Origin of the sequence: Candidatus Rhabdochlamydia porcellionis, assembly GCF_015356815.2 — a bacterium.
Classification (GTDB): domain Bacteria; phylum Chlamydiota; class Chlamydiia; order Chlamydiales; family Rhabdochlamydiaceae; genus Rhabdochlamydia; species Rhabdochlamydia porcellionis.
In genome coordinates this window covers 505,569-519,219 of the sequence record NZ_CP075585.1, presented here as the reverse complement: position 1 = coordinate 519,219, position 13,651 = coordinate 505,569, and the positions used below count along the sequence as shown (strand labels likewise).

Genomic DNA, 13,651 nt, shown 5'->3' with positions numbered 1-13,651 from the left:
TATTTTATAATAGGGCTTTAGTTCAAAAGAAAAACTATCCAACAAGCACAGGATCACTATCATTAAAAGAAAAAATAAGTGGCTCTTTTTCTTCACGATCAAGATTTAAAACTCTTTCACGATACTCTTCAAATCCAGTTCCTCCAGGGATCATATGTCCTAAGATAATATTAGATTTAAAGTCTAGCAAGTAGTCTGTTTTACCTTCACAAGCTGCATCTGTTAAGACACGTGTTGTTTCTTGGAAAGAAGCAGCAGAAATAAAGGACTCTGTTCCCAATGAAGCTTTAGTAATACCCAAAAGTACAGGAGTTGCTTGCGCAGGACGCCCACCTTCATTTAAGGTTTTAGAGTTCATCGCATGGAAGTTTTTCTTATCTACATCTTCTCCATATAAGAAGATGGTATCGCCTGGATCCGTTACACGTACTTTCTGCAACATCTGACGGATAATGATTTCAATATGTTTATCATTGATATCTACCCCTTGTAAGCGATAAACCTCTTGCACTTGGTTGACAAGGTATCTTTGTAGCTCGCGAACACCGCAAATATCAAGGATTTCTTGAGGCACAACCAAACCATCGGTTAACTGCTGTCCTTTAATAACAAAGTCACCTCTTTGCACGATTAAGTGTTTAGTCAAAGGAATTAAATGCTCTTGCTCCATGCCGGATTCATCATCGCGAACAATCACAATACGCTTATTCTTTTGCACCCCACGGAAATCAACAACTCCATCGATCTTGGCAATCTCAGCAGCATCTTTTGGACGTCTAGCTTCAAATAGCTCTGCAACACGAGGCAATCCTCCAACAATATCTTTTGTCTTAATAGCTCCTCTAGGAAGACGAGCTAGCAACATACCAGCTGTTACAGATTGCCCTTCTTGTACCGAAATATATGCACCTGATGGAATCGCATATGTTCCCACAAGTTCTGTACATTTAGGATCTGCATAAATGACAATCTGAGGATGGAGCTCACCGCGGTGCTGTTTAACAATCAGTTCTGTTTGACCTGTTTGCTTATTTATTTCCTTTTGTGTTGAAATTCCTTCCACAAGATCTTCGTATTTTACGTAACCTGGACGCTCACAAATAATCGGAACATTATGTTGTTCCCAATAACCAATTTTTGTTTTCTTTTTGATGTTAGTTCCATCGGCAAGTAAAATACGCGTTCCTAGTTCTACTGTGAAGGTTTGCAAAGGTTCTATAGATTTAGTGCTGAGTAATTTCTTATACTCATCTAAAGTTCTTCCTTCGTTACGCACAATATGCAAGGAACCATTCTTATTTAACGCTAAGAACACATGTTCATCTGTCTCCACGGTACGAAGACCCATATAGACTAAAACACCATCATGTTCTGCAATTAATTCAGGAGAAATACCCGCTGATGCAATTCCTCCAGTATGGAAAGTACGCATAGTAAGCTGAGTTCCTGGTTCTCCGATAGATTGAGCAGCTATAATCCCTACAGCTTCGCCTAAACCAACCAGCATCCCATTCGCCAGATCAGTGCCATAACACTTTGCACATATTCCCCTTCTTGCTTCACAAGTAAGGGCAGAACGAATACGAACGCTTTCTATTCCTGCGTCATCGATTTTTTCTGCTTGTAAAACATTGAGAACGGCTCCTGCTTTTGCAATCAATTGTGTACTATCACCCGGTTGGTAAATATCTTCACAGACAGCGCGACCAAAAATACGATCTTTTAAAGAAAGAAGCTCTTCCTGTCCTTGCTTAATTGCAAAAACGTCAATTCCATTTAACGTTCCACAGTCAGCTTCTGTAATAATGACATTTTGCCCTACATCTACAAGACGACGAGTCAAGTATCCAGAATCTGCTGTTTTCAAGGCGGTATCAGCAAGACCTTTTCGAGCTCCGTGAGAGGAGATAAAGAACTCAAGAACGCTTAGTCCTTCACGGAAGTTTGCAATAATAGGAGATTCAATAATCTCACCAGATGGTTTTGCCATTAAACCACGTAAAGCTCCGAGCTGTTTAACTTGAGACTTATTACCTCGAGCACCAGAATCCATCATTAAGAAAAGAGAGTTTAATTCACCCTGCTTTAATGAGCTAATCATTTTGAATAACTCTTCAGATAATAGATCTGTCACCTCTGTCCACATACCAATAATTTTGGAGTGACGCTCTCCCTCAGTAATAATACCATCTTCATACTGTTTAACAACCGCTTCGATTCGTTTTTCAGCGTCTTCAATAACTTTCTTTTTATTGGTTGGGATTTTAACATCATAAACCCCCATCGATAAAGAAGCTTTTGTTGCTTCGGAAAATCCAAGGGTTTTAATATCATCGAGGAAGCACACAGTTGCTTCTAAACCTACTTTTTTATACACCTCAAGAACAAGCTCACTCATTTTCTTCTTACGCAAGGTGTAATTTTGAAATCCAAGTTCTTTAGGAACAATCATATTGAATAAAACGCGCCCTGGTGTTGTTTCAATAATGCTGTTATCTAACTTAAGCTTGATTTTCTCATGTAATCTGATTCCTCTTCCTAAGTCATCACGACGCTCACCTTCTACTTGAGATTCATCAAAATTATAGCTCCCAGCTCCTGGTGCTAAAGCCATTAGAACCTCTTGTTTATCGACAAAAACCTTTGTTTTTTTACCATGCTCTTCCGGGATATAAATAGGATCTAACATGAGGTAATACAAACCTAAGATCATATCCTGTGAAGGAACCGCAGAAGGCTTACCAGAAGAAGGTAAAAAGATGTTGTCTGGTGCCATCATCAATAACTTTACTTCTAGTTGTGCTTCCAATGATAAAGGCACATGAACTGCCATCTGGTCACCGTCAAAGTCCGCATTAAATGCAGAGCATACAAGCGGGTGTACACGAATGGCCTTTCCTTCAACAAGTGTAGGAATAAATGCCTGAAGGCCTAATCTATGCAAAGTAGGTGCACGGTTCAAAATAACAGGATGGTCTTTTGTAATTTCTTCCAATACATCCCATACCGCAGGAGCTTGCTTTTGAATCATCTTTTTAGCAGAACGTATCGTGTATACGTAGCCTAAATCTTTTAAGCGCTTAATGATAAATGGCTCAAACAACTGCAAAGCCATTTGCTTAGGCAAGCCGCATTGATTAAATTTTAACTCAGGGCCTACAACAATGACAGAGCGACCAGAGTAATCTACCCTTTTTCCTAAAAGGTTTTGGCGGAAACGACCCTGCTTCCCTTTTAACATTTCTGATAAGGATTTAAGCGGGCGATTCCCTGCTCCCATAACAGGATGGCCATGACGACCATTATCAAATAAAGCATCTACTGCTTCTTGAAGCATCCTTTTTTCATTGCGTACAATCACATCAGGCGTTTTTAACTTTAGGATCGCTTTTAAACGATTATTACGGTTAATGACACGGCGATACAAATCGTTTAAATCAGATGTTGCAAAGCGTCCCCCATCTAAAGGAACAAGGGGTCTTAAATCAGGTGGAATGACGGGAATAGCTGCCATTACCATCCAGTCTGGACGGTTAGGAGAAGTGGTAAAACCTTCTACAATCTTTAGTCTTTTAGCTAATTTCATCCGCGCTTGCATGGACTTTGTCTTACGTAACTTGTCTTTTAGCTCCACTACAAGGGTTTGTAGATCTTCTTTTTCTAAAAGATCGCGAATAGCTTCTCCCCCCATTTTAGCAACAAAAGTATCGGTTCCCCATTTTTCTTGAGCTTCTCGATACTGAACATCGCTTAGCAGCTGCTTTTTCTCTAGCTCTGTATGACCTGGATCAATAACAATATATTCTTCATAATAAATAACTCTTTCCAAATCAGCAGAGGACATCCCTAAAATATTACCAATGCGAGATGGCATGGTTTTAAAAAACCAGATATGAACAATGGGAACAGCAAGCTCAATATGTGCCATTCGTTGACGACGCACTTTAGCTAGGGTAACTTCTACACCACAACGATCACAAATAATCCCTTTGTGCTTGATTTTTTTATATTTCCCACAGCCACATTCCCAATCCTTAGTAGGACCAAAAATCTTCTCACAACACAACCCACCTTTTTCTGGCTTATAGGTACGGTAGTTAATTGTTTCAGCTTTTTTAATCTCCCCTCGAGACCATTCATTGCGAATTTTGTCATCAGATGCAATTTGAATAGCCACTTTCCCAAAACGAGAGCTTTTTTCAAAGCGGGAATTATTGAATTCTTCCGACATTTAAGTTACTCCAAGTTTTACTCTTCTTCTGCTGATACGGCACACATATCTATTCCAAGGCCACGTATCTCTTTTTCAAGTACATTATAAGACTCTGGGACCCTGGTCCATAGAAGGTTTTCACCTGTTACAATCAATTCATAAGCACGAAGCCTTGCTTCAACAGCGTCTGATTTGACCGTTACTAATTCTTGCAACGTATAACCAGCACCATAGGCCTCTAAACCCCAAACCTCCATCTCTCCAAACCTTTGTCCTCCCATTTGGGCTTTTCCTCCCAATGGCTGTTGCGTAACAAGCGAATAAGGACCAACTGAACGAGCATGAATTTTATCAGCAGCTAAGTGATTCAATTTAAGCATGTATATGTAGCCACACACAACAGGGTTTTCAAAACGCTCTCCTGTACGCCCATCATATAAATAGCTCTTTCCATTAGAAGGGAGACCATTTTCTTTCATCATTGCCCAAATACGAGACTCTGGAAACCCTTCAAAAACAGGGCTTTTTACATAAATCCCTGCTTTTGTAGCTGCATACCCAAGGTGGGTTTCTAATAGCTGTCCCATATTCATACGAGAAGGAACACCTAGAGGATTTAAAATCATCTCAATGGTTTCTCCATTATTTAAATAGGGCATATCCTGCTCAGGAACAATCTTAGAAACAACCCCTTTATTTCCATGACGTCCTGCCATTTTATCTCCTACTTCTAGCTTGCGTTTTGAAGCAACATAGATTTTAACTTGGCGAATAACCCCTGGATCTAATTCGGTATCTCCCTTGCGAATAAATTCAATTTCTGTTTTATGCTGCTGCTGTAAGGCTTGCATTTGCGAATCAAACTCACGCATTAATTTTTTAAGAGTATCATATTCTTCTGCTTCTCCAAGAATCAAATCTTCAGGTTTTTCTTCTTCTAGAAGCTCAATCATCTCTTGTGTGATGATCTCTTCTTCTTTAATCAGAATATCACCTGTTTTACGATGCATAATAGGTGCTGGAGCAGCTTCTCCTAATAAAAGAGCGCCTACTTGTTCATGAAACTCTATAATGAGTTTTGATTCTTTAGCTTTAAACTCTTGATGAATATCTTTAATACGAGTGGCTTCTTCTACTAACTCATCATCTGTTTTGGATAAACGATCTCTACGGGTAAAGACCCTTACATCCATAACGACCCCAGATGTTCCTGGAGGGGCAATTAAAGAAGCATCTTTTACTTCATCACCTTTTTCTTCAAAAATAGCGCAAAGCAACTTTTTTTCTAAAGGAGCATTATCTTCTACTTTTGGAACGGTTTTACCAACTAAGTAATCTCCTTGTACAACTTTAGCCCCCTTCCGAGCCACGCCGGTTTTATCTAAATGCCTTAAAGGATACTCTGAAACATTAGGAATATCTGGAGTAATCTCCTCTTTGCCAATTTTAGTAACCTGCGCTTGAGCTTCAAATTCTTCAATTAAGACAGAATCGTATGCTCCTTGTTTAACAAGCTTCTCTGAAATAATAATCGCATCTTCAAAGTTATAACCACACCAAGGCATAAATGCTACTAAGACGTTTTTGCCTAAAGCAATTTCCCCTTTATCGGTAGCAGGTCCATCTGCAATAATATCTCCCGCTTCTATCGCATCTCCAATAGAACAAAGTGGAGTTTGATTAATGCAAGTTCCTGCATTAGATCGCATAAACTTTTTTAAATGATATGTCTTTTTAAGTAAAGGATTCGATTTAGCCGCAATCACAATCTGAAATCCATCCACAAACTCAACGATACCATCTTCTTCTGCCAGTATAATGGCTCCAGAATCTCGAGCAGCTCTAGATTCAAGGCCTGTTCCTACAATAGGAGCTTCTGTTTGCAAAAGAGGCACAGCTTGGCGTTGCATGTTAGAGCCCATCAAAGCTCTGTTAGCATCATCATGTTCTAGGAAAGGAATTAAACCGGTAACAATAGAAACTGGTTGTTTCGAAGAAACATCCATATGCGTCACCTTACTCGTTTCAATTTTTAGCGGCTCACCTTTGTGTCTAGCCCAGCAAATAGAATCGATAAATAGATTGTGTTCATCCAAAGCTGTAGATGCTTGTGCAATCACACAATTTTTTTCTTGGTCTGCGTCCATGTACTCGATTTCATCCGTTACAAGTCCATCTCTTACAATACGATAAGGGGTTTCAATAAAGCTAAATTCATTGAGCTTAGCAAATGCAGCAAGAGAGGTAATCAAACCGATATTTGGGCCCTCTGGCGTTTCAATAGGACAAATACGACCATAATGGCTTGGATGCACGTCTCGAACTTCAAAGCCAGCTCTTTCCCGATTAAGGCCACCTGGTCCTAGGGAAGAGAGACGTCTTTTGTGTGTCAATTCTGCAATAGGGTTATTTTGATCCATGAATTGAGAAAGTTGAGATCTTCCAAAAAAGTCTTTCAGAACCCCAGACAGACCTTTGGCTGAAACTACTTTACCAGGAGTTAGCGTGTCAGAAGTAAAATCAAACAAGTTGATTCTTTCTTTAATAATTTTTTCCATTCGAGAAAGACCTACACGGCATTGGTTCTGTATCAATTCACCGACAGAACGAACACGACGGTTTCCTAAATGATCGATATCATCAATGTCAAAGCCCTCGTCTCCTCTCTTTAAGCGAATTAAATATCTGACAGCACCAATTACATCTTCTTTACGCAGAGTAACCACATCTAAATCTTCATCTTCGGTAGAAAACTTTAGCTTGTGGTTAAGTTTATAACGTCCAACTCTTCCTAAATTATAACGCTTTGGATCAAAGAATAGGCGCATGATTGCAGAGCGTGCATTAGAAAGCGTAGCTGGCTCACCTGGTCTAATTTTACGGTAAAAATCTTTCAAAGCAGATTCATAAGAATCTGTTGGATCTTTAGCTAACATTTTAATAACAGGACTTGTTTCATCTGCATCTTCAGCAATTCTTGCAGAAGAAATCCCTGCATCTAACATGCGCTTTAACATAGATGTAGTAAGCTTTTCTGCTGCTTTTCCAAAAATGACACCGTTTTCCTCATCTACCACATCTTCTGCCAGAATCTTTCCTACTAATTTTGGGAAATCTTTATCTGAACGAATCTTAATTTTTACCGTGCTAAAAAACTCTTCAATGATATCCGCGTCCGTAGAATATCCAAGAGTACGGATAAAAGAAGTTGCTAGAATTTTACGTCTGCGTTTTTTACGATCGATATAAATATAAATATGATCACTTGAATCAAAGGCCCCTTCTAACCAGCTTCCTCTATAAGGAATAATTCGAAAAGAATAAATATTTATACCTTTTATATGCCTTTCGTGTTCAAAGGAAATACCAGGAGATCTGTGTAATTGAGAGACAATTACCCTCTCTGCACCATTAATAATAAAAGTGCCTTTATCAGTCATTATAGGCAAGGTCCCCATATAGACCTCTTCCTCTTTAATGCCTGTTTCATCGGTTAGTCGAAATTTAACTTTCAAAAAAACATTGTAGGTAATTCCGCGACGAATGCATTCTTCTGGCGTATATTTAGGGACTCCTAAAGTATAGGAAATATATTCAAGGATTGTTTTTTCATCATACGATTTGATAGGGAAAATTTCTGTAAAAACCTCTTGCAATCCAATATTTTCTCTTTCATTAGGCAATTTATCTGCCTGAAGAAATTGGCTATAAGATTTAATTTGAATTTCAATCAGGTTTGGCAGGTCGATAATCTCTTTCCTGTCTTGGAAACTCACCCTATGGGGCGGCCTTTTTAACATTGAAACGGCTCCTACTCTTTGTCTGTTAGAATGAGGTAAGAATTCTCTATTATTTTCATAACCTCTTTAAGCTATGAAACACTAAAACTTTAACTAAACCAAAAAAACACACAAGTAGAAGTCATAAAATAACCTCTACTTGGCTCTTAAGAAAAACTAATTAAAGACCTTTTACTTTAATTTCTCCACCAGCTTCTTTAAACTTAGCGCAGATTTCATCCGCCTCTTGCTTAGAGCAGGATGCCTTTATTATACTTGGAGTTGCTACAGAAGCATCTTCCATAAACTTTTGTGATTCTTTTAAACCAAGTCCCGTAGTTTCACGAATCGCTTTAATCTGGCTTATCTTTTTTTTAGGATCTGGATCTGCACTTATTAAAGATACTTCAAATTCGGTAGATTCAACAGCAGCTTCTGCAGCTGGAGCTGCAGCTTGGGTCGCCATCATCATAGGGGCTGCTGCTGCTTTTACGCCCCATTTATCTTCAAGAGCTGTTTTTAGCTTAGCCATATCCAAAACACTTAAGTGACTTAAAGATTCAACTAATTCTTCTATATTTTTTTGTTGGGTACTCACGATCAACCTCTTCTTGTTTAAATTTACGAGTTTTCTTGTTGGCTTTTGTTATCCAAGCAGCATATGACACTAGTAAGTAGAGATTGCACAACCAATAGCATTTGTGCCATCGGGGCCTCAAGCACACTTAAGAATTGCGCTTGCATCTCTTCTTTGCTTGGTAGTTGAGAAATCTGCTTTACATCCGCTGCAGAGCAAATTTCTCCTTCAAAACATCCACCAACAACCTCTACATTTTTCTCATTATCTTGACAAAATTGATAAATTACCTTTGTAGCTGGAATCGGATCTTGGCTTGCAAAAACAACTGCGATATGCCCTTGCATAGTAAATGTATTTAAAATGATCCCAGCATTCTCTGCTGCTTTAAGAAGTATTCTCTTTTTAACAACTTCTAATTCTGCACCTGTTTGCTCTAAATTCGCACGAAGATCTGCAGAAATATTAGGTTCAAGGGATTGGTACTGTGCTAGCACAAGAGCCTTGGAATTGCCAATTTTTTCTTTAATCTCGTTGAGAAGTAATTGCTTTTCTTGTCTCATGCTATTATCCCTTTGTTCCCTGTAATCCTGCAATTACGCTTAAGTCAACTTTTAATCCAGGTCCCATCGTAGACGACAATACGATAGATTGAATATATTGTCCTTTAGCACTAGATGGCTTAGCTCTAACAATCGCGTTGATAAAAGCAGTGATATTTTCTATAAGATTCTCTTTTGAAAAAGAAAGTTTTCCAATTAGAGTGTTAATCACACCTTGTTTGTCTGCTCTAAATTCAATTCTACCCATTTTCACTTGTTTACAAGCACTTGCAACGTCATTGGTAACAGTTCCTGCTTTAGGAGTAGGCATTAGCCCTCTTGGGCCTAAAACCTTTGCATACTTTCCTAAGTCGCGCATCATGTCAGGTGTTGCTATAACAACATCAAATGAGGTCCAACCCTTTTTGATTTTTTCAAATAACTCCTCGTTCCCAGCATAATCCGCACCAGCATCAAGAGCTTCTTGTATTTTTTCGCCTTTAGCAAAAACAGCAAGAATGGTTTGCTTTCCAGTTCCATTCGGTAATGAAACGGTCCCACGAACCTGTTGATCTGGCTTCTGGGCATCGATGCTTGTTTTAAGCGATAGCTCTACCGATTGGTCAAACTTAACCGGAGGACAGTTTTTTAAAATTTCGATAGCTTGAGCTAAATCATACTTTTCATGAGGCTTGATCTTGCTAGCTATCTCCCGAAATCTTTTGCTTCGATGCATTTTTATTCCTTCAAAGTTTATATAATATCTATTCCCATAGAACGCGCTGTTCCTTCTACAAGCCTGCAAGCCGCTTCATCGGTTCGAGCACGCATATCAGAACGTTTGTTTTTAGCGATTTTCATCACCTGCTCTTTATTGAGTTTTCCCACCTTATCGCGGTTTGGTACTTTAGAGCCTTTTTCTATTCCCGCTTCTTTAAGAAGCATTCTTGGAGTAGGAGGTTGTTTTGTAATAAACGTAAATGTTTTGTCTTGAAAAACAGAAATTTCAACAGGCAAAATATCGCCAGCCTTATCCTGTGTCTTTGCATTGAATTCTTTGCAAAAAGCCATAATATTTACTCCAGCACCTCCAAGAGCGGGCCCTATAGGGGGAGCAGGATTAGCTTTACCAGCTGGAATCTGTAGTTTAATTTTTTTTAAAAGCTTTAGTTTCTTTGCCATTCTTCATTCCTTGAATACTAGTTTACTTCAGATTCAGTAGGTAGTTGTTCTACTTGCCAAAATTCTAAATCATCAACACGAGTGTCTCTTCCAAAAATGGAAACCATAACGCTTAAACGTCCCTTCTCATGAAAGACTTCTATTACTTTTCCGGTAAAATTGATAAATACACCGTCTGTAATTTTTACCTGATCTCCAATAGTAATATTGTGTTTCTGAACAACCCCTTTTTTCTTTTCCTCTAGATCTTTTAAAATATCATTAACTTCTTCTTGCGATAATGGATTAGGCCTGTCTCCACCTAAAAAGCCCAAAAAGCCATTTGTTTTACTTACATACTGCCAAGAATCATCTGTTAAAATCATTTTTACAAGTACATAACCAGGCCACAACTTTTTTTCGCTAATCTTTTGTTGACCACCCTTAACTTCAGCCACATTTTCAGTCGGAACGAGAACTTCTTCAAGAATCTCATCCATTCCACTTGCATTACGTTTTTCTTCTAGAGACTTTTTGATCTTTTTTTCTTGACCAGAGACAACTTGTATGACGTACCATTTATGCATGAAGCCTCATTACTTTAACCTAGTGTTTTATGTGTTACATATGAAATAAAATCCAAACTGCCCTTTACGAGAAGGTCCACAAAATAAATCCCTACTCCACAAATAAAAGTTACCGCAATAACAACCTTGGTAGACAAGATAAGCTCTTCCTTCGTCGTCCAACTTACCTTTTTAAGCTCTTCTTTTATCCCTTGGATATAACTTAAAGTAGATTTTTTCTTAAGGGCTGATTGCACATGCAAATCTGAAGGTAATCTTGTTGGACTTAGCTTAGTATCCATAGCACACATAAAGGCACCTTAAATTTATATTGTATCGAGTGCGGAGGGATTCGAACCCCCGACCGGCGACTTTGGAGATCGCTGCTCTAGCCAGGCTGAGCTACACACCCCTGACAGCAAAATAAACGAGCTCTTTTAACAAGAGCTCATTTACATTTTTCCAAAACACTATCATTTCAAAATTTTAGTAATGGTTCCTGCGCCAATTGTCTTACCACCCTCACGAATAGCAAAACGCATTCCTTCCTCCATGGCAACGGATTGAATTAACTCTACTTTTAAAGTTACATTATCACCTGGCATAACCATCTCTGTTCCTTCTGGAAGGGTAACCGCTCCAGTTACATCGGTTGTACGCAAGAAAAATTGAGGACGATATTTGGTAAAAAAGGGCTTATGACGGCCTCCTTCCTCTTTTTTTAATACGTATACAGTTCCTTCAAATTGACTATGAGGTGCACAAGAATTAGGAGCTGCAAGCACCATACCTCGCTCAATGTCTTTCTTTTCAACACCACGCAATAAAACGCCTACATTCTCTCCAGCTTCTGCTTTATCTAAAACCTTTAAAAACATCTCAAGGCTAGTAGCTACAGTCTCACGAGTATCTTTTATTCCTACTATTTGCAACTTATCATTAGGTTTAATTACACCTCTTTCCACTCTGCCTGTAGCAACAGTTCCACGTCCTGAAATAGAGAATACATCTTCAACAGGTAATAGGAAAGGTTTGTCTATATCCCGTTTTGGAGTAGGGATGCTTTCATCAACAACGTCCATTAAGTGTTCAATAGATTTTACAGACTCGGGATCTCCTTCCAAAGCTTTCAGAGCAGAACCTCGTACAATTGGAACATTCTTATAGCCTTTTTCCTCTAATAGCTCTTGTAGCTCCATCTCGACTAGATCGACAAGATCCTCTTCCCCTTTCATCATATCCATTTTATTTAAGAATACTACGATAGCAGGAACACCTACTTGACGAGCTAATAAAATATGTTCTTTAGTTTGGGGCATTGCTCCATCAGTTGCGGCTACAACAAGAATAGCTCCATCCATTTGAGCCGCTCCTGTAATCATATTTTTAACGTAATCTGCATGCCCTGGGCAGTCTACGTGAGCATAATGGCGTTTTTCCGTTTCGTATTCTACATGAGAAGAGTTAATAGTAATTCCACGTGCTTTTTCTTCAGGGCTATTATCAATAGATGCATAGTCACGAAACTTTGCACCTCCCTTTTGCGCAAGAATCTTGGTAATTGCTGCTGTTAATGTGGTTTTGCCATGGTCAACGTGACCAATTGTCCCGATATTGACATGAGGCTTATTTCTTTGAAACGCTTCTTTGGCCATCAGATCCTCCGTTAGGCTCCTGTATGCATATGTTGCTTATATTTCTAATATTTTGCCCAGAATAGGAATTGAACCTACGACCTTTTGCTTACCATGCAAATGCTCTACCACTGAGCTACCTGGGCCTTAAAAGAGCAAGATTTCCCAAGTTTTAATGACAAAACCTCTTGCTTACTCCTTATAAAGAGACTTCTTCCAAGTCGAAAGCAACGAAGTTTATTCCTTAAGACAAATAAATTCAATACCTACGTATAAAAAACCGGTTTTCTTATCGCTTTCTATATAAGATACGTCCTTTGCTCAAATCATAAGGGGACATTTCAACCGTAACAATATCTCCTACAAAAACGCGAATGTTGCACTCATGCATCTTTCCGCAAAGACGAGCTAAAACACGTTGCCCGTTTTCTAAAATAACAGAAAAAGCCATATTGGGAAGAAGCTCTTCTACCGTGCCATCAATTTTAATCTTGTCTTCTTTTGGCATAAAAAAATAACATGCTTGTTTAAAATGTAATATATTCCGTTCTAGGTGTTTTTAAAAAAAATTATCTATACTTAAGCTAGCTTTAAAAGCAGCCACATAGTAATAAACAAGAGATTTTACCTAAATGCGGAACTCATCAAACACGATTTACTGCAAATTGTCAATGAGAATTATCACTTTCTTGACTTAAGATTTTCAATTAAGTTATCCTTGCCTACATGAATATAGATTTAACCCATACTTTCGAAAGTTGCCTTTGTAAGCAATCCTTAATTAAAAAAATATTTGATTCCTACATAACTCCTGAGGAAAAATATCAAAAAATTATTGAACTAGGAAAGACTTTGCCCCCTTATCCTTCCTTAGACAAAACCCCCGAATACCTGGTTAAAGGATGCCAAAGCACTATGTATCTTCGCTCTTATCTTAAAGATGCAAAAATGTATTTTGAAGCATATTCTGAAGCACTTATTTCATCAGGACTTGCCGCTCTTTTGCTTTCTGTTTACCAAGGAGAATTTCCTGAGGTAATCCTAAAATGCCCTCCCCTTTTCTTAGAAGAAATAGGCCTTTATGCAGCCTTATCTCCTAGTAGATCAAACGGTCTTTCCAGTTTATTCTTACGCATGAAACAAGAATCTTTAAAAGCTTTAACTAAAAACGCAAATTAA

General features: G+C 38.5%; 11 protein-coding genes and 2 tRNA genes. 1 reads left to right on the top strand and 12 read right to left on the bottom strand.

The annotated features are described in order from the left end of the window. Nucleotides 1-34: 34 nt before the first annotated feature. The 12 genes from rpoC to infA all read right to left on the bottom strand — a co-directional run bounded on the left by rpoC (nucleotide 35) and on the right by infA (nucleotide 12,980). Complete coding sequence (rpoC, locus tag RHAB15C_RS02410; protein ID WP_194844930.1) at nucleotides 35-4,231, bottom strand: DNA-directed RNA polymerase subunit beta'; 4,197 nt, start codon at nucleotides 4,229-4,231, stop codon at nucleotides 35-37. A 17-nt stretch (nucleotides 4,232-4,248) separates the two neighbouring features. After that, nucleotides 4,249-8,013, bottom strand: a complete 3,765-nt coding sequence (gene rpoB / locus RHAB15C_RS02405) for a DNA-directed RNA polymerase subunit beta (RefSeq protein ID WP_194844929.1) — start codon at nucleotides 8,011-8,013, stop codon at nucleotides 4,249-4,251. Between the two features lie 160 nt (nucleotides 8,014-8,173). Further along, a complete protein-coding gene (gene rplL, locus RHAB15C_RS02400) occupies nucleotides 8,174-8,590 on the bottom strand; it encodes a 50S ribosomal protein L7/L12 (RefSeq protein WP_246587602.1) in 417 nt (138 codons plus the stop codon). 23 nt (nucleotides 8,591-8,613) lie between these two features. Then, nucleotides 8,614-9,132, bottom strand: a complete 519-nt coding sequence (gene rplJ / locus RHAB15C_RS02395) for a 50S ribosomal protein L10 (protein WP_194844928.1) — start codon at nucleotides 9,130-9,132, stop codon at nucleotides 8,614-8,616. Nucleotides 9,133-9,136: 4 nt separating this feature from the next. Beyond that, nucleotides 9,137-9,847 carry a 50S ribosomal protein L1 gene (rplA, locus tag RHAB15C_RS02390; protein WP_194844927.1) on the bottom strand — a complete coding sequence of 237 codons (711 nt, stop codon included), beginning with the start codon at nucleotides 9,845-9,847 and terminating at the stop codon, nucleotides 9,137-9,139. Nucleotides 9,848-9,864: 17 nt separating this feature from the next. Continuing rightward, the gene (gene rplK / locus RHAB15C_RS02385) at nucleotides 9,865-10,293 is read right to left on the bottom strand and encodes a 50S ribosomal protein L11 (RefSeq protein WP_194844926.1); all 429 of its coding nucleotides are present in this window, start codon (nucleotides 10,291-10,293) and stop codon (nucleotides 9,865-9,867) included. A gap of 17 nt (nucleotides 10,294-10,310) precedes the next feature. Then, nucleotides 10,311-10,859 carry a transcription termination/antitermination protein NusG gene (gene nusG, locus RHAB15C_RS02380; protein WP_194844925.1) on the bottom strand — a complete coding sequence of 183 codons (549 nt, stop codon included), beginning with the start codon at nucleotides 10,857-10,859 and terminating at the stop codon, nucleotides 10,311-10,313. 14 nt (nucleotides 10,860-10,873) lie between these two features. Continuing rightward, nucleotides 10,874-11,140, bottom strand: a complete 267-nt coding sequence (secE, locus tag RHAB15C_RS02375; protein ID WP_220716070.1) for a preprotein translocase subunit SecE — start codon at nucleotides 11,138-11,140, stop codon at nucleotides 10,874-10,876. Between the two features lie 35 nt (nucleotides 11,141-11,175). After that, nucleotides 11,176-11,250 (bottom strand) — tRNA-Trp (locus RHAB15C_RS02370). A 61-nt stretch (nucleotides 11,251-11,311) separates the two neighbouring features. Further along, complete coding sequence (tuf, locus tag RHAB15C_RS02365; protein WP_194844923.1) at nucleotides 11,312-12,493, bottom strand: elongation factor Tu; 1,182 nt, start codon at nucleotides 12,491-12,493, stop codon at nucleotides 11,312-11,314. 53 nt (nucleotides 12,494-12,546) lie between these two features. Beyond that, nucleotides 12,547-12,618: transfer RNA gene (locus tag RHAB15C_RS02360), tRNA-Thr, on the bottom strand. Nucleotides 12,619-12,761: 143 nt separating this feature from the next. Continuing rightward, nucleotides 12,762-12,980 (bottom strand): translation initiation factor IF-1, encoded by a 219-nt coding sequence (gene infA / locus RHAB15C_RS02355; protein WP_194844922.1) that lies wholly within the window; start codon nucleotides 12,978-12,980, stop codon nucleotides 12,762-12,764. A gap of 218 nt (nucleotides 12,981-13,198) precedes the next feature. Here infA and RHAB15C_RS02350 point away from each other — a divergent pair, with 218 nt between their 5' ends. Beyond that, nucleotides 13,199-13,651 carry a SufE family protein gene (locus RHAB15C_RS02350; protein ID WP_194844921.1) on the top strand — a complete coding sequence of 151 codons (453 nt, stop codon included), beginning with the start codon at nucleotides 13,199-13,201 and terminating at the stop codon, nucleotides 13,649-13,651.

What these genes read in the sequence shown, in the direction of transcription:
- rpoC (WP_194844930.1), bottom strand. Translation starts at nt 4,231, where the DNA reads ATGTCGGAAGAATTCAATAATTCCCGCTTTGAAAAAAGCTCTCGTTTT.
- rpoB (WP_194844929.1), bottom strand. Translation starts at nt 8,013, where the DNA reads ATGTTAAAAAGGCCGCCCCATAGGGTGAGTTTCCAAGACAGGAAAGAG.
- rplJ (WP_194844928.1), bottom strand. Translation starts at nt 9,132, where the DNA reads ATGAGACAAGAAAAGCAATTACTTCTCAACGAGATTAAAGAAAAAATT.
- rplA (WP_194844927.1), bottom strand. Translation starts at nt 9,847, where the DNA reads ATGCATCGAAGCAAAAGATTTCGGGAGATAGCTAGCAAGATCAAGCCT.
- rplK (WP_194844926.1), bottom strand. Translation starts at nt 10,293, where the DNA reads ATGGCAAAGAAACTAAAGCTTTTAAAAAAAATTAAACTACAGATTCCA.
- nusG (WP_194844925.1), bottom strand. Translation starts at nt 10,859, where the DNA reads ATGCATAAATGGTACGTCATACAAGTTGTCTCTGGTCAAGAAAAAAAG.
- secE (WP_220716070.1), bottom strand. Translation starts at nt 11,140, where the DNA reads ATGGATACTAAGCTAAGTCCAACAAGATTACCTTCAGATTTGCATGTG.
- tuf (WP_194844923.1), bottom strand. Translation starts at nt 12,493, where the DNA reads ATGGCCAAAGAAGCGTTTCAAAGAAATAAGCCTCATGTCAATATCGGG.
- infA (WP_194844922.1), bottom strand. Translation starts at nt 12,980, where the DNA reads ATGCCAAAAGAAGACAAGATTAAAATTGATGGCACGGTAGAAGAGCTT.
- RHAB15C_RS02350 (WP_194844921.1), top strand. Translation starts at nt 13,199, where the DNA reads ATGAATATAGATTTAACCCATACTTTCGAAAGTTGCCTTTGTAAGCAA.